Source organism: Pseudomonas putida, assembly GCF_016406145.1.
In the GTDB taxonomy this organism is placed as follows: domain Bacteria; phylum Pseudomonadota; class Gammaproteobacteria; order Pseudomonadales; family Pseudomonadaceae; genus Aquipseudomonas; species Aquipseudomonas putida_E.
Window position 1 is genome coordinate 379,709 of record NZ_CP066306.1, and the last position, 17,033, is coordinate 396,741.

Below are 17,033 nucleotides of genomic sequence, written 5' to 3' on the forward strand. Positions count from 1 at the left end.
CATGCGCATTCAATTGAACGGTGAACCCTATGAATTGCCCGCGGGCGAAAGCGTCGCGGCGCTGCTGACCCGCCTGGAGCTGACCGGGCGCCGGGTGGCAGTGGAATTGAACCTGGATATCGTGCCGCGCAGTCAGCACGACAGCACGCAGCTCAATGACGGCGACCAGGTCGAAGTGGTCCACGCCATCGGTGGCGGCTGATTCCGGCCTGGCGATTCACCTGCAAGCCCAGCAACCTTTTCCAGAGGATCTTTGATGAGCAACGTTCGTAGCGACAAGCCCTTTACCCTGGCCGGGCGTACTTTCCAGTCGCGCCTGCTGGTCGGCACCGGCAAGTACCGTGACATGGAAGAAACCCGCCTGGCCATCGAGGCCTCGGGCGCCGAAATCGTCACTGTCGCCGTGCGCCGCACCAACCTAGGCCAGAACCCGGGCGAGCCGAACCTGCTCGACGTGCTGCCACCGGACCGTTACACCATTCTGCCGAACACCGCCGGCTGCTATGACGCCGTAGAAGCGGTGCGCACCTGCCGTCTGGCCCGTGAATTGCTCGATGGTCATAACCTGGTCAAGCTGGAAGTCCTGGCAGACCAGAAGACCCTGTTCCCCAACGTGATCGAAACCCTGAAGGCCGCCGAAGTACTGGTCAAGGATGGCTTCGACGTGATGGTCTATACAAGTGATGATCCGATCATTGCTCGTCAGCTGGCCGAAGCTGGCTGCATCGCGGTCATGCCGCTGGCCGGCCTTATCGGCACTGGCCTGGGTATCTGCAACCCGTACAACCTGCAGATCATCCTGGAAGAATCCAAGGTGCCGGTGCTGGTCGATGCAGGCGTGGGTACCGCCTCCGATGCAACCATCGCCATGGAAATGGGCTGTGAAGCGGTGCTTATGAACTCGGCTATCGCCCACGCCCAGCAGCCGGTGCTGATGGCCGAGGCCATGAAACACGCAATCGTCGCTGGGCGCATGGCCTACCTCGCCGGGCGCATGCCGAAGAAACTCTATGCCAGCGCGTCTTCGCCGCTGGATGGTCTGATCAAGTAAGAGCTACTGATGACTGAATCGCAAGATACGCCGATCACCACCGACGGCGAAGCGCGCCCACACCGCCGCATCAAGAGTTTCGTGATGCGCGCCGGGCGCATGACCGAAGGCCAGCAACGAGGCCTGGACCAAGGCGGCCCGCTGTATATCCTGCCGCTGGCCGAAAGCCCGGTGGACTATGACCAGGTGTTCGGTCGTTCGGCGCCGCGCACCCTGGAGATCGGCTTCGGCATGGGCCATTCCCTGTTGGAAATGGCCGCTGCTGCACCTGAACAAGACTTCATCGGTGTTGAAGTGCACCGCCCGGGTGTCGGCGCGCTGCTTAACGGCGTGCTGACCGAGGGCCTGAAAAACCTGCGGGTGTACGATTGCGACGCCATTGAAGTGCTCAACCGCTGTGTGGCCGATAACAGCCTCGACCGCTTGATGCTGTTCTTCCCCGACCCATGGCACAAGGCGCGCCACCACAAGCGTCGTATCGTGCAGTTGGAGTTCGCCGAGCTGGTGCGTCGCAAGCTCAAGCCGGGAGGCATATTCCATATGGCCACCGACTGGGAACCGTATGCCGAATACATGCTGGAAGTAATGAGCGCGGCGCCGGGGTACCGAAACCTGGCAGCGGACGGGGCTTATGTGCCGCGCCCCGAAGAGCGTCCGATCACCAAGTTCGAGCGCCGTGGTGAGCGCTTGGGACATGGAGTTTGGGATTTGAAGTTCGAGAAGGTGGGTTGATTGGCTGTCTGAGCCTTTCGATGTTGCGCTGAGCCGCCTATGCAAGCCCTCCGGGGCTTGTTTGTAATCAAGGCCGAGGTGGGCATGCCTGACCGCCTCGGTGACTCCCTGCAAGGGGCAGTCGAGTGGTAGAGCTGCCCTGGTTCTGCGGGGCAGCTTCCAGTGAGCTTTACCCCCGCCGATCAGCGACCACGCCAATCAACACCAGCACCACCAACAGCACCGGCGCCAACGCGTAGTTGTTGAACTGGCTCAGCCCCTTCACCACCCACGGCGTGGCATAAATCAGCGCCGCGCCGCTGCCGATCATCACCAGCAGCGCCATGAATGGAACCCTCAGGGCACCTGCCAGGCCGCCTAGCCGTTGTTCCACCCAGCCCTTGATGTCGGTGCCAAACAGCACCAGCAGGCAGCCTACCAAGGCCAGCGAAATCTCAGACAGGTTGCTACGGCTCCAGCGAGAAACCGTTGCCAGCAGGTCAAGTACCAGATCCATGGGTCATCCTTAGGTCAAGAAATACTGCAGCAGGTCATTGAGGAACAACTGGCCGCGTGGCGTGGCCACCAGCCGATCCGGTTCGACCTGCAAAAGCCCTTTTTGTTCGGCGGCGCGGCGGGCCTCAGCCAGTTGCACCAGCGGCAAGCCGGTACGCTGGCTGAACAGCTCGGCTTCCACGCCATCTGTCAGGCGCAGTGCGTTCATCAAGAACTCGAACGGCAGCTCGTCCACCGGCAGCAGCTTCTCGCCGGCCTTGAACGGCTTGGCCAGGTTCAGGTAGTCCTTGGGCAGGCGGGTCTTCCAGGTGCGCAGGATGCGGCCGTCGGCAAAGGTCTGCTTACCGTGGGCGCCGGCGCCGATGCCGATGAAATCGCCAAAGCACCAGTAGTTCAGGTTGTGCTTGGCGGCACGCCCAGGCTGGGCATAGGCCGAAACCTCATACTGCTTGTATCCGTGCGCCGCCATCAGTGCCTGGCCGGCCTCCTGAATGTCCCAAAGAATGTCGTCCTCGGGCAGTTCCGGCGGTTGGTTCCAGAACACCGTGTTTGGCTCCACGGTCAGTTGGTACCAGGACAGGTGCGTTGGCCCCAGGTCGATGGCCTGGCGCAAGTCACCCAACGCATCGTTCAGCGACTGATCTGGCAGGCCGTGCATCAGGTCCATGTTGAAGTTGTCGAAGCCGGCTGCCCGGGCCATGCCCGCTGCGCGGATTGCTTCGTCGCCATTGTGGATGCGCCCCAGCGCTTGCAGTTTGGCCGGCTGGAAGCTCTGTACGCCAATCGACAGGCGATTGATGCCCGTTTGCCGGTACGCCTTGAATTTCTCCTGCTCGAACGTCCCGGGGTTGGCTTCCAGGGTGATCTCGATGTCCGGCTCGAAGGGGATGCGTTGCTCCACGCCGCGCAGCAGCCTGCCAAGGGCATTGGCGCTGAACAGGCTAGGGGTGCCGCCGCCGAAGAAGATCGATGATATTGGCCTTCCCTGAACAGCAGGCAGCTCTTGGTCGAGGTCGGTCAGCAGGGCATCGACATAGGCCTCTTCCGGAAGATCAGGCCCAGCCGCATGGGAGTTGAAGTCGCAGTAAGGGCATTTGCGCACGCACCACGGAATGTGGATGTACAGTGCCAAAGGTGGCAGCGTGGCGAAACCCGCCACGCCAGGCTGGCGCGGCTGGGTAGACAACAGTTCGATCATGCCAGGCCCAGACGTTGGCGCAGCAGAGCCATGGCGCGGGCGCGGTGGCTGAGCTGGTTCTTGTCGGCAGGCGCGAGGTCGGCGCTCGAGCAGTTGCGCTCAGGCACCCAGAACAGCGGGTCATAGCCAAAGCCTTGTTCGCCGCTGGCTTCGCACATGATGCGCCCATGCCACAGGCCTTCGCAGAGGATGGGCAGTGGATCGTCGGCATGGCGTACCAGTGCCAGTACACAGACAAACTGGGCGCCGCGCTGATCTTGCGGTACATCCTTGAGTGCTTCGAGCAGTTTGGCGTTGTTTGCCGCATCGCCTTTGCCGTCGGCATAACGCGCCGAGTAGATGCCTGGCGCGCCACCGAGGAAGTCGACCGCCAGGCCAGAGTCGTCGGCCAGCGCCGGCAACCCGGAGATGCGTGCGGCATTGCGCGCCTTGAGGATGGCGTTCTCGACGAACGACAGGCCGGTTTCTTCGGGTTCTACCTGGCTGAACTCACCGATCGAGCGCAGTTGCACGGCCTGGCCGAGCATGGCCTGGAGTTCCTTGAGTTTGCCGGCATTGTGGCTGGCCAATACGAGTTGCTGGAGATTCATCATTCGCCTGGGAACACTTCCTGGTTGAAGCTGAGTTTATGGCTGACCCCGCCGGTTTCGACATTCAGGTCGAAGGTCAGCGTCTCGGCCTGTTCGATCTTGAACTGGGCGATGTAGTAGATCGCGCCTCGATCGGTAATCTGCTTGAACGACAACGGGTTGCTGCGCCCGGTGAGGTCTTTTACCGTGCCGCTGACCACCGCCATGGCGGGTTTGCTGGCCTTGAGCACGGCGATGTTGAGCACCCCCTGATTCTTGCTGCGGACAAGCCCTGTGGCGGCGGCAACGTCCGGCTGCAACATGCTGGAGGTGAAGGCGCTGTAGTGCACCGTCACATCGCCGAACACTTCCTTGCGCTCGGGTTTGGCGGCATCGGCAGCCAGTACCGGCAGTGCCAGGCACAAGCTGATCAGAAACAGGGCTAGGCGACGCATGGTGCGATTCCTCTGCTGGGCGTCAGACCGCGAGCTGGTGCTCCTGCAGGCCTGGGCTACTGACGCGATAAATGCCGATTTCCCCTAACAGATTAGGCCAAAGCCGGCCGCCCCACCCATTGCGGTGCAAGTGGTCGACCGCCAGACGGTCCAGGACCTTGGCGCGGCGCTCATGGCACAGCTGCTCGAAGTCGGCAAAGGTGCAGAAGTGGATGTTCGGCGTGTTGTACCAGGTGTACGGCATGAAGTCCGAAACCGGCATGCGGCCTTTGGTCGCCAGGTACCAGCGGCAACGCCAGTGGCCGAAGTTGGGGAAGGTGATGATGCACTGGCGGCCCACCCGCAGCATCTCGTCGAGGATGCGGTCAGGGTACTCCACGGCCTGCAGGGCCTGGGTCATGATCACTACGTCAAAGCTGTTGCTGGCGAAGTTGCCCAGGCCTTTGTCCAGGTCCTGTTCGATGACGTTGACGCCTTTGGCCACACAGGCGGCGATGTTGTCGGGGTCGATCTCCAGGCCGTAGCCGGTGACCTGCTTGCGATCACGCAGCGAGGCCAGCAGCTCGCCACTGCCGCAGCCCAGGTCGAGTACCCGGCTGCCGGCGGGAATCCAGTCGTGGATGATTTCCAGATCGGCTCTCATGCTGTCCTCAGATGGCGATGCGGTTCATGTAGTTCGCGAAACCCTGCATGTAGCGAGGCGTGGGGATCAGGAAGGCATCGTGCCCGTAAGGGGAGTCGATTTCCAGGTAACAGACGTTCTTGCGTGCTGCCATGAGGGCATCGACGATCTCGCGCGAGCGGGCCGGCGAGAAGCGCCAGTCTGTGGTGAACGACATGATGCAGTAGTCGGCTGTGACGTGGGCCAGGGTCGCGGCCAGGTCGCCGCCATTGGCCGCCGCCGGGTCGAAGTAATCCAGCGCCTTGGTCATCAGCAGGTAGGTGTTGGCGTCGAAGCGGCCAGAGAATTCTTCGCCCTGATAGCGCAGGTAGCTCTCGACCTGGAATTCGACGCTGTGGAAGTCGTAATTGAGCTTGTCGCTCTTGAGCTCCCGGCCAAACTTTTCACCCATCGAGTCGTCGGACAGGTAGGTGATATGCCCGACCATGCGCGCCAGCATCAGGCCACGCTTGGGGATCACGCCTTGGTCCTGGAACGAGCCGCCGTGGAATTCGGGGTCGGTGAGGATGGCTTGGCGCGCCACTTCGTTGAAAGCAATGTTCTGGGCCGACAACTTCGGTGCCGAGGCGATGTCGACGCAGTGGCGCACGCGGTCGGGGTAGGTCATGGTCCATTGCAGGGCCTGCATGCCGCCGAGGCTACCGCCGACAATGGCCGCCCACTGCCGGATGCCCAAGCGATCGGCCAGACGTGCCTGGCTGTGTACCCAGTCTTCAACGGTCAGTACCGGGAAATCTGCGCCATACGGCTTGCCGGTGGCGGGGTTGACGCTGCTGGGGCCGGTGCTGCCGTTGCAGCCACCGAGGTTGTTCAGGCTGACCACGAAGAAACGGTTGGTGTCGATCGGCTTGCCGGGGCCGATGCAGCTGTCCCACCAGCCGGGCTTGCGGTCGGTGGTGGCGTGGTAGCCGGCCGCGTGGTGATGGCCAGACAGGGCATGGCAGATCAGCACAGCATTGCTTGCGCTGGCATTCAGGCTGCCATAGGTCTCGTAAACCAGCTCGTAGCTGGCCAGAGAACGGCCACAGGCCAGGGCCAGCGGTTCATCGAACCGGGCTGTTTGCGGTGTAACCAGACCGACGGAATCTTCGGGAAGGACAGTGGACATCGACCCTGCTCACGCTTGACGGAGGCGTAAGTCTAAAGAGCGCTACCCCCAGCGGCAAGCAAAGGCTTGCCGCTGGGAACAACAGGGGTCAGATCATCCGCCACAGTTCTTGTGGCATGCCGGCATAGGCTGCCAGCGGTGGCATGACAAACGACTGGAGCACCTGGATCGCGATGAAGGCGAAGATCGGCGAAATGTCCATGCCGCCCAAGTTGGGCACAATGCGACGGAACGGCGCCAGCACTGGTTCGCTGATCTGGTAGGCCAGCTCGGCCGCCGGATTGTGGCTGTTCGGCGCAACCCAGGACACGATCACCATAACGATCATCGCGACCCAGAAAATCTTCAGGAACAGCGAGGTGATGCCGATGATCGCCCACATCAGCAGGTGCAGCACATCGCCGAAGGTGCCGTAGGTCACCATCAGCACGAAGCCCATCAGCAGAGCCTGGATCACCACCGCCAGCAGCAGCGACGAGGTATCCAGGCCGCCGACGCTTGGGATGATGCGCCGGATCGGCTTGAGCAGCGGCTGCGTGGCGCGCACCGCGAACTGGCACAGCGGGTTGTAGAAGTTGGCCTTTACCAACTGCAGCACGAAGCGCAGCAGGACGATCACCAGGTACAGGCTGACCAAGGTTTGCACCACGAAGATCGCGGCGCCGGACAATGCATTCATCTAATACTCCTTATTTGCCCAATTGCTCGGCCAGCTCGGCAGAACGCTTCGCCGCGGCTGCCAGTGCCTGCTCGACGATGGCTTCGAAACCGTTGCTCTGGAACGACTTGATTGCAGCCTCTGTGGTGCCGGCTGGCGAAGTGACCCGGCGACGCAGCTCGGCGGCGTCAACGTCACTGGCCACCGCCATGTGCGCGGCACCCAGTGCGGTCTGCAGGGTCAGCTGGGTAGCGGTTTCGCGTGGCAGGCCAAGCTTCTCGCCAGCGGCAGTCATGGCTTCGATCAGCAGGAAGAAATAGGCCGGCCCGCTGCCCGAGACAGCTGTCACGGCATCGAGCTGGTGTTCATGCTCAAGCCACAAGGCGGTGCCCACGGCCGATAGCAGCTGCTCGGCCTGCTGGTGCTGTGTGCTGCTCACTTCGGCGGTGGCATACAGCCCGCTTACGCCTTGGCGCAGCAGGGCCGGCGTGTTGGGCATGCAACGCACTACCGGGCGGGCCCCGAGCCAGGCCTGCAGGCTGGCGCAGGTGATGCCGGCGGCAATCGAAACGATCAGTTGGCCATCCTGCAGGTTCGGCTGCAGGGCCTCGCAGACGGTTTTCATCACCTGCGGTTTGACTGCCAGGACGATCACGTCGGCCCCGGCGATGGCCTGTGCGTTGTCTTCGAATACCTCGATACCGTGCTCGGCCTGGACCCGGGTGCGGGTCTCGGCGCCTGGATCGCTGGCGCGGATCTGCGTGGCGTCCAGGCCCTGGGCGCGCAGGCCGCCGATCAGGCTGGCAGCCATGTTGCCGGCGCCGATGAAGGCAATACGTGTCTTGCTCATGTCAGGTCCTTGAGGGAAAGAGTGAGTAAAGCATGGAATCAGGCGGGGCCGTAGCTGCGGGCGCCGAACAGGGCGGTGCCGATACGCACCCAGGTCGCACCCTGCGCGATCGCGGCTTCCAGGTCGTGGCTCATGCCCATGGACAGGGTATCAAGGCCAAGATTCAGGCCCTCCTGCAACTGCCGCAGGCTGGCGAAGGCGGCTTCTTGCTCGGCGCGGTCTTCGCTGGGTTCGGGGATCGCCATCAGCCCGCGCAGGCGCAGGTTGGGCAGTACGGCCACGGCATTGGCCAATGCCGGCAGGTCCTCGGGGGCGCAGCCGGATTTGCTTTCTTCGCCGCTGACATTCACCTGCAGGCAGATGTTCAGAGGTGGCAGGTCTTTGGGGCGCTGTTCGGACAGGCGTTGGGCGATCTTCAGGCGGTCCACGGAGTGTACCCAGTCGAAATGCTCGGCAATGGCTTTGGTCTTGTTCGACTGAATGGGGCCGATGAAGTGCCAGATCAAGGGCAAGTCCCGCAGGTCGTCCTGTTTGGCCAGGGCCTCCTGCAGGTAGTTTTCACCGACATCACAAACGCCTGCGGCATGCAGCTCGCGGATGGCACTAGCCGGTTTGGTCTTACTGACTGCCAGCAGATGAAGGCTGGCCGGGTCGCGTCCGGCGGCCTTGGCTGCGCTATCGATACGTGCGGCAAGGGCGCAAAGGTTGTCTGCTATGGTGGACATGGATCGATGCCGTTGGCTCAGGAGTCTGCGGCATTCTACCTGCTTGATGGCCGTTGGGGAGTCTCATGGACGTGACTGACCTGTTGGCCCGGGCTGGCGATGCAGGGGCGAGTGACCTGCACCTGGCCGCGGGCGAGATACCAATGCTACGCGTGGATGGCGAACTGCGGCGCATGGCGCTACCGAGCGTGACGCCCGTGGCGTTGAGCGATGCCCTGGCGCCGCTGCTCGATGAGGGCCAGCGCCAGCGGTGGGCGCAAGGTGATGAGCAGGACCTGGCACTGGATCTGCCCTCGCTCGGGCGCTTTCGTCTGAACCTCTTTCGCCAGTTGAATGGCCCGGCGGCCACCTTTCGCTTGATCCCGAAGCGGATTGCGACACTCGACGAGCTCGGCCTGGAAGATGTGTTTCGGTCTGTTGCACATTGGACTGACGGTCTGATTCTGGTCGGCGGGCCTACCGGCAGCGGTAAATCCAGCACTATGGCTACCCTGATCGATCAGTTGAACCGCCAGCGCTCCTTGCACATCATCACCCTCGAAGACCCAGTCGAAGTTATCCACAGCAGCGAGCGAAGCCTTGTCAATCAGCGTGAGATCGGTCGGCACTGCCGTGACTTTTCGCAAGGGTTGCGCAGCGCGCTGCGGCAGGACCCAGATGTGATCGTCATAGGCGAATTGCGCGACCTGGAGACGATTCGCCTGGCGTTGCGGGCCGCGGAGACCGGGCACCTGGTGCTGGCAACGGTGCATACGCGCTCGGCTGCTGGCAGTGTCGACCGGCTGGTGGAAGTGTTTGCCGCCGAGGAGAAACCGCTGATGCGGGCGATGTTGGCGGAGTCACTGCGTATGGTGGTTGCACAGGTGCTGGTCAAGGGTGTGGGGGGTGGGCGGGTGGCCGCCCGGGAGGTGCTGGTGGCTACGCCTGCGGTGCGCAACCTGATCCGCGAGGGGCGTATGGCACAATTGAATTCGGTGATGCAGACGGGGGCTGCGCAAGGAATGCGGACGATGGAGGGGGCGTTGCAGCGATTGAAGACCGAAGGTTTGATCGGGGCCGTATAGCAGTGGCCCCAGCAATCCATGGGTGAACTGGCCAGGTTAGCGCTTGGCCAGGGCCAACTGCTGCGGCGCCTTCGGCAACACCCGCTTGGCCACGACATAGTGCTTCTGCCAGTAAGGTTTGCTCAGGTTGTCGATGCTCACCCGCTTGCCGCGGCGCGGTGCGTGGATGAAGCGATCGTTGCCCAGGTAGATGGCTACGTGGTTGACGCGCCGGCTCTTGATGTTGAAGAAGATCAGGTCGCCAGGCTTCAGATCGCTTTTAGCCACCTTCACGCCGTGGCCCTGGGCCATGGCATTGGAGGTGCGCGGCAAGTCGACATCAGCCACATCGTTGAAGGCGTACTTGACCAGCCCGCTGCAGTCGAAGCCTTTTTTAGGGCTGCTGCCGCCCCAAACATAAGGGGTACCGAGCACGTTCACGGCGCGGCTTAGCACATCGCTGCTCTGTTTCGGCGACATGGCGGCGACCGGCAGGTTATGAACCTGACCAGCGTTATTGGCGCGTGCACGCATCGCGGTGTGCTTGCTCGGCGCGTGTTTCACCGTGGCATTGGTGGTATAGCCGGTGAAACCATTGGGAAGACGTTGCTCACGGTTGGTGGCGTGGGCGGCCAGGGGCAATAATAGGCAGAGGGTCAGCCATGTCTTTAACAAAGGCGGCATAGATGAAGCTCTTGTGAAGTTTTGATGTTGGTTTTGGTGTTGGCGCGCAACTTTATAACAGCTTTTTGATCAATTTCTGATCCGTTGGTCGATTGTCATGCTGCCGTACGTCGGCCTGCACCGCAAAAGTCACATTTTTTTTTAGAAAATTTTCGGCTAAGCCATGGGGGCTATGAATGAACAGCTATGAAAGCGGGGCGCCGTTTCACGACACCCACAGCAAGGTCATCGGCTATCTGTTGTGGATTTTCGGCTTCACTGGTTCGCATCGTTTCTACTACGGCAAGCCGATTACCGGGACGATCTGGTTCTTCACCCTGGGTCTGCTCGGCATAGGCTGGCTGATCGACCTGTTCCTGATTCCGTCGATGGACCGGGAGGCCGACTTGCGCTTCCAGTCTGGACGCATCGACTACAACATTGCCTGGATACTGCTGACCTTCCTCGGTATTTTTGGCGTGCATCGCCTGTACCAGGGCAAGTGGATCACCGCGATCATCTACTTCTTCACCGGTGGCCTGTTCCTGGTGGGTGTGCTGTATGACTTCTGGACGCTGAACAGTCAGGTTTCCCAGGCCAACGCCGAACGCCGTTGAGCACAAAAAAGGCCTTGTCACGCAGAGCGACAAGGCCTTTTTCGTTACTGGCGGGTCTGCCGCTGCTGCAGTAGCAGGTTACTGAACCCCGCTCCGGCCAGCTGCTTCTGCGCACCGGTCAACTGTTCACGGTTGCTGTATGGGCCGACCAGCACGCGGTACCAGGTTTCATCCTTGACCGTGCCCGACTCCACCTTCACCGTCTGGCCCAGCAGGATGATCTGCGCCCGCACCTTGTCGGCGTCGGCCTGTTTACGGAACGACCCGGCCTGAAGGAAGTATTGCGTGGTGGCCGCAGGCTTGATCACTGGCGGAGCCGGGGGTGGCGTCTGGCCCAACAGTGCAGCCTGGGCGCGCGCAGTGTCGATTTTCGCCGCTTCGGCAGGTGTGACCGGAGTCACCGGCTGGGCTGGGACAGGCGGCGTCTTCTCAGGCACGGCTTCTGGCGGCACGATCACTTCCGACTCGGGCAGCAGAGTGTAGAAGTCATACTTGGGCTTTACCGGCTGCTGCGTCGTGGCCGCCGTGGACTTGCCCGCCTCGGCAACTTTCTCGGGCTTCTGCTGCTCGGGCTTGGCGCGCTTGATATCGCCACCGCCAGGCTCGAGCTTCATCAGAAAGACGATGAAGGCGCCGACCGTCAGGCCGACCGCCAACCATATCCAACCGGGGATCGGCTGTTTGGCCGGTGCCTGGGTGCGGCTTGCACCGCGCTTGGGAGCTGGTTTTTTCTTGGCGGCCAACTTACATGCGCTCCAGGGTTTCCAGGCCGAGCAGTTCCAGACCTTGCTTCAGGGTGCGACCCGTCAGGGCCGCCAGGCGCAGACGGCTCTGCTGCTGCTCGGGGGTTTCGGCGGCGAGGATCGGGCAATTCTCGTAGAAGCTGGAGAACAGGCCGGCCAGGTCGTACAGGTAGGTGCACAACACGTGCGGGGTGCCCTTGTCCGCGACGTTGTTGAGGATTTCGCCGAATTGCGCCAGGCGTGCAGCCAGGTCCTGCTCGTGGGCAGCCTGCAGGACGATGTGGCCTTCCACCTCGTCAAAGCCCTTGCCCAACTTGCGGAACACGCCGGCCACGCGGGTGTAGGCGTACAGCAGGTAGGGCGCGGTGTTGCCTTCGAAGTTGAGCATCAGCTCAAAGTTGAAGCTGTAGTCGCTGGTGCGGTGCTTGGACAAGTCCGCGTATTTCACCGCGCCGATACCGACCACTTCACCGATGTGGCGCAATTCGTCCTCGGCCAGGCTCGGGTTTTTCTCCTTGACCAGTGCGTAGGCACGCTCCTTGGCCTCGGTGAGCAGGTCGATCAGCTTCACGGTGCCGCCGTCACGGGTCTTGAACGGGCGGCCATCGGCGCCGTTCATGGTGCCGAAGCCCATGTGTTCCATCTGCATCGGGTGCCCGACGAAACCGGCGCGGCGCGCCACTTCGAACACCTGGTTGAAGTGCAGCGCCTGGCGCTGGTCGACGAAGTACAGTGCGCGGTCGGCCTTGAGCACATTGCTGCGGTAGCGCACTGCAGCCAGGTCGGTGGTGGCGTACAGGTAGCCGCCGTCGGCCTTCTGCACGATCACGGGCAATGGCTCGCCTTCGCTGTTCTTGAACTCTTCGAGGAACACGCACTGGGCGCCTTGGTCCTCGACCAGCAGGCCTTTGGCCTTGAGGTCGGCAACCACGTTGGCGAGGTCGGCGTTATAGGCGCTTTCGCCCATCACGTCGGCCATGGTCAGTTTGACGTTGAGCAACTCGTAGGTTTTCTGGCAGTGCGACAGCGAAATGTCCTTGAAGCGCGTCCACAGGGCCATGCAGTCCGGGTCGCCGGCCTGCAGCTTGACCACCAGGCCGCGGGCGCGGGTGGCGAATTCCTCGGACTCGTCGAAGCGCTTCTTGGCGGCGCGGTAGAAGTTCTCCAGGTCAGACAACTCGTCGCTGGTGATCGGGTTTTCTTCCAGATAGGCCAGCAGCATGCCGAACTGAGTACCCCAGTCGCCCACGTGGTTCTGGCGGATGACCTGGTCGCCCAGGAATTCCAGCACGCGGGCGACGCTGTCACCGATGATGGTGGATCGCAGGTGGCCGACGTGCATCTCTTTGGCCAGGTTCGGTGCCGACATATCGATCACCACCTTCTGCGCAGGGCCAGCCTTGCGCGCACCCAGGTGTGCATCGGCCAGGGCGGCGTCCAGGCGGTTGGCCAAGGCGTCGGTGTTCTGGAAGAAGTTCAAAAAGCCTGGGCCTGCGATTTCGGCCTTGCTGATGTCTGCACTGGCCGGCAGGGCTGCAATCAGCTTTTCGGCCAGGTCACGCGGCTTCATGCCAGCCGGCTTGGCCAGCATCATCGCGATGTTGCTGGCGAAGTCGCCGTGTGTCTTGTCCCGGGCGTTTTCCACCTGGATCGCCGGCGACAGCCCTTCAGGCAGCACACCGTCGGTGACGAGTTGGGTGAGGGCTTGCTGGATCAGCTGGCGAATGGTGTCTTTCATGGGGATCTCTTTTCGACCGCTAGCGCGGTGGAGCGCCTGGATGCGCAGGTGGAAAAACTGGGTATTATCCGTTGCTGGGGCCGGGTTGCCAACCTTTGAGCTGCAAGCTGCAAGCTGCAAGAAAAAGCGCCATCGCCCGGCCTGCTCTTGCTCTTGCTTGCAGCTCAATAAAGGTCGACCGGGTCGACATCCAGCGACCAGCGTACTTGTCGCCCGCCTGGAAGCTGCTCCAACACTAGCAACCAGGCACTGATCAGTCGATGCAGCGGTGCCCGGGTTTCGGCCTGTATCAGCAATTGCGCACGGAAGCGCCCGGCCTTGCGCTCCATCGGAGCAGGCACCGGGCCCAACAGTTCAATGCCGGGCAAGCGTTGCTCCGCAACCAGGCGCTGCGCTGCGTTGCAGGCTTCGTCGAGAAAACCTTCGGCCTGCCCTGGCTTGTGCGCTTCGGCGCGCAGCAGGGCAAGGTGGGAATACGGTGGCAGGCCGGCGGCGCGGCGCTCGTCCAGGGCCTGTTCGGCAAAGGCGAAGTAGCCTTGCTCGGTCAACTGTACCAGTAGGGGGTGGTCGGCCAGGTGCGTCTGGATGACCACTTTGCCGGGCTCCTCGGCACGCCCGGCGCGCCCGGCCACCTGCACGATGAGTTGTGCCATGCGCTCGGTGGCGCGAAAGTCGCCGGAGAACAGCCCCCCATCGGCATCGAGAATCGCGACCAAGGTAACCCGCGGAAAGTGGTGCCCCTTAGCCAGCATCTGCGTCCCGACCAGGATGCTCGGCTGGCCGCGCTGAATGGTGCTGAACAAATTGTTCATGGCGTCCTTGCGGGCCGTGCTGTCGCGGTCGACCCGCAGGATTGGGTAATCGGGGAACAATACCTTCAGACGTTCCTCGGCGCGCTCGGTACCTGCACCTACCGGGCGCAAGTCGACATGGTTGCACTTAGGGCACTGGTGCGGCAGGCGTTCGTCGTACCCGCAATGGTGGCAGCGCAGCACGCCGGCGCGCTGGTGCACGGTCATGCGGGCATCGCAGCGCGGGCATTCGCTGAGCCAGCCGCAGTCGTGGCATAGCAGCGTCGGGGCGAAACCGCGGCGGTTGAGGAAAACCAGCACCTGCTGGCCTGCTTCCAGTGTCTGGCGGATGGCCTGTTGCAGGGGACCGCTGATGCCACTGTCCAGCGGCAGGCTTTTCACGTCCAGGCGTAACATGCGTGGCGGGCGCGCGCCCCCTGCGCGTTGGTTCATGCGTAGCAGGCGGTAGCGGCCGGTCAGGGCATTGTGCAGGGTTTCCAGCGAAGGGGTGGCTGAGCCGAGCAGAATCGGGATGTTTTCCTGGTGAGCGCGCACCATCGCAAGGTCGCGGGCGTGGTAGCGCAGGCCTTCCTGCTGCTTATAGGAACCGTCATGTTCCTCGTCGATGATGATCAGGCCCGGGTTCTTCATTGGGGTGAACAGCGCCGAACGCGTGCCGATGATGATATCGGCCTCGCCATCTCGCGCTGCCAGCCAGGCGTCGAGGCGTTCGCGGTCATTGACGGCCGAATGCACCAAGGCGATGCGTGCGTTGAAACGCTGTTCGAAACGCGCCAGGGTTTGCGGGCCGAGGTTGATTTCCGGGATCAGCACCAGCGCCTGCTTTCCAGCCTCCAGGGTTTCGCGGATCAGTTGCAGGTAGACCTCGGTCTTGCCGCTGCCGGTAACGCCGGCCAGGAGGAACGCATTGAAACCGCCAAAGCCATCGCGCACAGCCTCGAATGCTTCGCGCTGCTCGTCGTTGAGCGGCAGTTCCGGTTGGGCCAGCCAGTGTTCATGCCGTTGCGCCGGCAGGTGGCGGCGTACTTCCTGCTGAACCAGGTCCTTGGCGAGCAGCAGATCGAGGCTGTCCTTGTTCAGGTTCAGTTTGCTCAAAAGGCTGTGGGCAACGCCATGCGGGTGTTGGGCCAAGGTTTTCAGGGCGTCGCGCTGGCGCGGTGCGCGTGCGATGCGGGGGTCTTCAAGGCGGGCGCCGGGGGCCACGTGCCAGAAGCGTTCCTGGCGCATCTCGGCCGGCTCGCCCTGGCGCAGCAAGGTGGGCAAGGCCCAGCTCAGGGTGTCGCCGAGGCTGTGCTGGTAGTACTGGGCCGTCCACAGGCATAGCTTGAACAGCGGCGCCGGCACCGGTGAAACGGGGTCGAGCAGGGCGCTGGCCGGTTTCAGCTTGTCGGCAGGGACTTCGCTGTGGTCGCAGACCTCTACCAGCACGCCGATCATCTCGCGGCGGCCGAACGGCACTCGGATGCGCATCCCGGGAGTGAGTGCCTGGCGCGCCATGCTCGCCGGCGCCCGGTAGTCGAACAGGCGACGCAGGGGGGAGGGCAGGGCAAGGCGCAGGATGACGTCGGACACGCGTAAGGTCTCGCAGGGCATTTCAAAGACTGGCGAGCCTAGCAGACGACAGTCGGTGCAAGCGACAACTTGCGTCGACGCAGCTCTCTGGTATTATTCCCCGCCTAATTACGTGCGGTATTCAACAATTGGTGTTGGGTGGCGGCACGCAGCTCGAGGAAGTGACCATGAAAGCTGATATTCATCCGAACTACGAAGCAGTTGCTGTGACCTGCAGCTGCGGCAACAAATTCGAAACCCGTTCGACCCTGGGCAGCACCCTGGCGATCGACGTTTGCAACCTGTGCCACCCGTTCTACACCGGTAAGCAGAAAGTGCTGGACACCGGTGGTCGCGTTCAGCGCTTCGCCGATCGCTTCGGTATGTTCGGTACCAAGAAGTAATCATGCGCATGGCGAATCCTTCGGGCTTCGCGTTGTTGCTGAAAAAGGCGCCCCTTGTGGGCGCCTTTTTTGTGGGCGCGCTTTGGCAAGTGCCGGCCCTGGCGTTTTGCCCATTGCCGGACAGGCCGCAGATCGTGGCAGTGCGTCAGGTGGTCGATGGCGATACCCTGCGCCTTACCGATGGTCGCAGCGTGCGCATGATTGGCATCAACGCCCCGGAGATAGGGCGCAAGGGGCGCACCAGCGAACCGTTTGCCGAGGCCGCCAAGCGGCGTTTGCAAGCCTTGGTCAAAGCCAGCGACGGCCGTGTCGGCTTGGTGCTCGGCGTCGAGCCCAAGGACAAGTACGGCCGGACGCTGGCACATGTTTACGCCCGCACTGGCGACAATCTTGAAGCGCGATTGCTTGGCGAAGGGCTTGGTTATCGCGTCGCGGTTGCGCCCAATGTGCGTTTGGTGGCGTGCCAGCAAGTGGCCGAGCAATCGGCGCGCAAGGCAGGCGCTGGCCTTTGGCGCAGTTCACCGGTACTTCGCGCAAGCCAGGTCCGCGAGTCGGGCTTTGCAGTGATCGGCGGCACCATCCGGAATATTGCACGCAATCGTGGCGGCATCTGGCTGGAACTGGAAACTGGCGTGGTGCTTCAGGTTCCCGCTCGTCTGCAACGCAACTTCCCCAAAGGCTTCTTCGATAACCTCAAGGGACGCCAGGTCGAGGCGCGTGGTTGGGTGCTGGATCGTTCCCGCAAGGGTGGGCTCAAGCCGGGGCAGCGACGCTGGGTGTTGCCAATCACCGACCCGAGCATGCTGGAGCGCATTTCAAGCTGAAAAGATGTAGACATTTCGCTACTAGATTGTACACACTGTCGCTTGAATGCCCCCGTGTGTTATAGCGTAAAGTCGTAGGCTAAAGGCCTTGACACAAGTGACCGACCAGTCTTGT

The 17,033-nt window shown here is 62.4% G+C and carries 20 protein-coding genes; 7 read left to right on the forward strand and 13 right to left on the reverse strand.

Going from position 1 to position 17,033, the window contains the following annotated elements:
- Position 1 precedes the first annotated feature (1 nt).
- Genes thiS through trmB form a run of 3 tightly spaced genes read left to right on the forward strand, consistent with a single transcriptional unit; the run spans position 2 to position 1,783 of the window.
- On the forward strand, positions 2-202 hold the full coding sequence (gene thiS, locus JET17_RS01805; protein ID WP_012312305.1) for a sulfur carrier protein ThiS: 201 nt from the start codon (positions 2-4) through the stop codon (positions 200-202).
- 54 nt (positions 203-256) lie between these two features.
- Positions 257-1,051: a thiazole synthase gene (locus JET17_RS01810; RefSeq protein ID WP_008092966.1), complete on the forward strand. Its 795-nt coding sequence runs from the start codon at positions 257-259 to the stop codon at positions 1,049-1,051.
- A 9-nt stretch (positions 1,052-1,060) separates the two neighbouring features.
- Positions 1,061-1,783 carry a tRNA (guanosine(46)-N7)-methyltransferase TrmB gene (trmB, locus tag JET17_RS01815; protein ID WP_012312306.1) on the forward strand — a complete coding sequence of 241 codons (723 nt, stop codon included), beginning with the start codon at positions 1,061-1,063 and terminating at the stop codon, positions 1,781-1,783.
- A gap of 169 nt (positions 1,784-1,952) precedes the next feature.
- Here trmB and JET17_RS01820 read toward each other — a convergent pair whose 3' ends face one another.
- The 9 genes from JET17_RS01820 to JET17_RS01860 all read right to left on the reverse strand — a co-directional run bounded on the left by JET17_RS01820 (position 1,953) and on the right by JET17_RS01860 (position 8,523).
- Complete coding sequence (locus JET17_RS01820; protein WP_003257821.1) at positions 1,953-2,279, reverse strand: DUF3392 domain-containing protein; 327 nt, start codon at positions 2,277-2,279, stop codon at positions 1,953-1,955.
- 9 nt (positions 2,280-2,288) lie between these two features.
- A complete protein-coding gene (gene hemW / locus JET17_RS01825) occupies positions 2,289-3,476 on the reverse strand; it encodes a radical SAM family heme chaperone HemW (protein WP_012312307.1) in 1,188 nt (395 codons plus the stop codon).
- Complete coding sequence (gene rdgB, locus JET17_RS01830; RefSeq protein WP_012312308.1) at positions 3,473-4,069, reverse strand: RdgB/HAM1 family non-canonical purine NTP pyrophosphatase; 597 nt, start codon at positions 4,067-4,069, stop codon at positions 3,473-3,475. The genes hemW and rdgB overlap by 4 nt, the downstream gene beginning before the upstream one ends.
- Complete coding sequence (locus tag JET17_RS01835; RefSeq protein ID WP_012312309.1) at positions 4,066-4,500, reverse strand: DUF4426 domain-containing protein; 435 nt, start codon at positions 4,498-4,500, stop codon at positions 4,066-4,068. The genes rdgB and JET17_RS01835 overlap by 4 nt, the downstream gene beginning before the upstream one ends.
- Positions 4,501-4,522: 22 nt before the next feature.
- On the reverse strand, positions 4,523-5,143 hold the full coding sequence (gene metW, locus JET17_RS01840; RefSeq protein ID WP_012312310.1) for a methionine biosynthesis protein MetW: 621 nt from the start codon (positions 5,141-5,143) through the stop codon (positions 4,523-4,525).
- A 7-nt stretch (positions 5,144-5,150) separates the two neighbouring features.
- Positions 5,151-6,290 (reverse strand): homoserine O-succinyltransferase MetX, encoded by a 1,140-nt coding sequence (gene metX / locus JET17_RS01845; RefSeq protein WP_012312311.1) that lies wholly within the window; start codon positions 6,288-6,290, stop codon positions 5,151-5,153.
- 88 nt (positions 6,291-6,378) lie between these two features.
- On the reverse strand, positions 6,379-6,969 hold the full coding sequence (locus JET17_RS01850) for a YggT family protein (protein WP_012312312.1): 591 nt from the start codon (positions 6,967-6,969) through the stop codon (positions 6,379-6,381).
- A 10-nt stretch (positions 6,970-6,979) separates the two neighbouring features.
- On the reverse strand, positions 6,980-7,798 hold the full coding sequence (gene proC, locus JET17_RS01855) for a pyrroline-5-carboxylate reductase (protein WP_012312313.1): 819 nt from the start codon (positions 7,796-7,798) through the stop codon (positions 6,980-6,982).
- Positions 7,799-7,836: 38 nt separating this feature from the next.
- The gene (locus JET17_RS01860; protein WP_012312314.1) at positions 7,837-8,523 is read right to left on the reverse strand and encodes a YggS family pyridoxal phosphate-dependent enzyme; all 687 of its coding nucleotides are present in this window, start codon (positions 8,521-8,523) and stop codon (positions 7,837-7,839) included.
- Between the two features lie 65 nt (positions 8,524-8,588).
- On the opposite strand from JET17_RS01860, the gene JET17_RS01865 reads away from it, so the two are divergent.
- The gene (locus tag JET17_RS01865) at positions 8,589-9,587 is read left to right on the forward strand and encodes a type IV pilus twitching motility protein PilT (protein ID WP_012312315.1); all 999 of its coding nucleotides are present in this window, start codon (positions 8,589-8,591) and stop codon (positions 9,585-9,587) included.
- A gap of 36 nt (positions 9,588-9,623) precedes the next feature.
- On the opposite strand, the gene JET17_RS01870 is transcribed toward JET17_RS01865, so the two are convergent.
- Complete coding sequence (locus tag JET17_RS01870) at positions 9,624-10,250, reverse strand: C40 family peptidase (RefSeq protein ID WP_012312316.1); 627 nt, start codon at positions 10,248-10,250, stop codon at positions 9,624-9,626.
- A 176-nt stretch (positions 10,251-10,426) separates the two neighbouring features.
- Between JET17_RS01870 and JET17_RS01875 the strand changes: the two genes are divergently transcribed.
- Positions 10,427-10,846 (forward strand): NINE protein, encoded by a 420-nt coding sequence (locus JET17_RS01875; protein WP_012312317.1) that lies wholly within the window; start codon positions 10,427-10,429, stop codon positions 10,844-10,846.
- Between the two features lie 44 nt (positions 10,847-10,890).
- On the opposite strand, the gene JET17_RS01880 is transcribed toward JET17_RS01875, so the two are convergent.
- The 3 genes from JET17_RS01880 to JET17_RS01890 form a co-directional block, all read right to left on the reverse strand.
- Positions 10,891-11,589, reverse strand: a complete 699-nt coding sequence (locus JET17_RS01880) for an SPOR domain-containing protein (protein WP_012312318.1) — start codon at positions 11,587-11,589, stop codon at positions 10,891-10,893.
- Position 11,590: 1 nt separating this feature from the next.
- The gene (gene argS / locus JET17_RS01885; RefSeq protein WP_012312319.1) at positions 11,591-13,327 is read right to left on the reverse strand and encodes an arginine--tRNA ligase; all 1,737 of its coding nucleotides are present in this window, start codon (positions 13,325-13,327) and stop codon (positions 11,591-11,593) included.
- Positions 13,328-13,491: 164 nt separating this feature from the next.
- On the reverse strand, positions 13,492-15,711 hold the full coding sequence (locus JET17_RS01890) for a primosomal protein N' (RefSeq protein WP_042111864.1): 2,220 nt from the start codon (positions 15,709-15,711) through the stop codon (positions 13,492-13,494).
- 167 nt (positions 15,712-15,878) lie between these two features.
- On the opposite strand from JET17_RS01890, the gene rpmE reads away from it, so the two are divergent.
- A complete protein-coding gene (rpmE, locus tag JET17_RS01895) occupies positions 15,879-16,094 on the forward strand; it encodes a 50S ribosomal protein L31 (protein WP_012312321.1) in 216 nt (71 codons plus the stop codon).
- Positions 16,095-16,096: 2 nt separating this feature from the next.
- Positions 16,097-16,918: a thermonuclease family protein gene (locus JET17_RS01900; protein WP_012312322.1), complete on the forward strand. Its 822-nt coding sequence runs from the start codon at positions 16,097-16,099 to the stop codon at positions 16,916-16,918.
- Positions 16,919-17,033: the final 115 nt, after the last annotated feature.

Coding starts and splice junctions, on each gene's coding strand:
- thiS (WP_012312305.1), top strand. CDS start 2: ATGCGCATTCAATTGAACGGTGAACCCTATGAATTGCCCGCGGGCGAA.
- JET17_RS01810 (WP_008092966.1), top strand. CDS start 257: ATGAGCAACGTTCGTAGCGACAAGCCCTTTACCCTGGCCGGGCGTACT.
- trmB (WP_012312306.1), top strand. CDS start 1,061: ATGACTGAATCGCAAGATACGCCGATCACCACCGACGGCGAAGCGCGC.
- JET17_RS01820 (WP_003257821.1), bottom strand. CDS start 2,279: ATGGATCTGGTACTTGACCTGCTGGCAACGGTTTCTCGCTGGAGCCGT.
- hemW (WP_012312307.1), bottom strand. CDS start 3,476: ATGATCGAACTGTTGTCTACCCAGCCGCGCCAGCCTGGCGTGGCGGGT.
- rdgB (WP_012312308.1), bottom strand. CDS start 4,069: ATGATGAATCTCCAGCAACTCGTATTGGCCAGCCACAATGCCGGCAAA.
- JET17_RS01835 (WP_012312309.1), bottom strand. CDS start 4,500: ATGCGTCGCCTAGCCCTGTTTCTGATCAGCTTGTGCCTGGCACTGCCG.
- metW (WP_012312310.1), bottom strand. CDS start 5,143: ATGAGAGCCGATCTGGAAATCATCCACGACTGGATTCCCGCCGGCAGC.
- metX (WP_012312311.1), bottom strand. CDS start 6,290: ATGTCCACTGTCCTTCCCGAAGATTCCGTCGGTCTGGTTACACCGCAA.
- JET17_RS01850 (WP_012312312.1), bottom strand. CDS start 6,969: ATGAATGCATTGTCCGGCGCCGCGATCTTCGTGGTGCAAACCTTGGTC.
- proC (WP_012312313.1), bottom strand. CDS start 7,798: ATGAGCAAGACACGTATTGCCTTCATCGGCGCCGGCAACATGGCTGCC.
- JET17_RS01860 (WP_012312314.1), bottom strand. CDS start 8,523: ATGTCCACCATAGCAGACAACCTTTGCGCCCTTGCCGCACGTATCGAT.
- JET17_RS01865 (WP_012312315.1), top strand. CDS start 8,589: ATGGACGTGACTGACCTGTTGGCCCGGGCTGGCGATGCAGGGGCGAGT.
- JET17_RS01870 (WP_012312316.1), bottom strand. CDS start 10,250: ATGCCGCCTTTGTTAAAGACATGGCTGACCCTCTGCCTATTATTGCCC.
- JET17_RS01875 (WP_012312317.1), top strand. CDS start 10,427: ATGAACAGCTATGAAAGCGGGGCGCCGTTTCACGACACCCACAGCAAG.
- argS (WP_012312319.1), bottom strand. CDS start 13,327: ATGAAAGACACCATTCGCCAGCTGATCCAGCAAGCCCTCACCCAACTC.
- rpmE (WP_012312321.1), top strand. CDS start 15,879: ATGAAAGCTGATATTCATCCGAACTACGAAGCAGTTGCTGTGACCTGC.
- JET17_RS01900 (WP_012312322.1), top strand. CDS start 16,097: ATGCGCATGGCGAATCCTTCGGGCTTCGCGTTGTTGCTGAAAAAGGCG.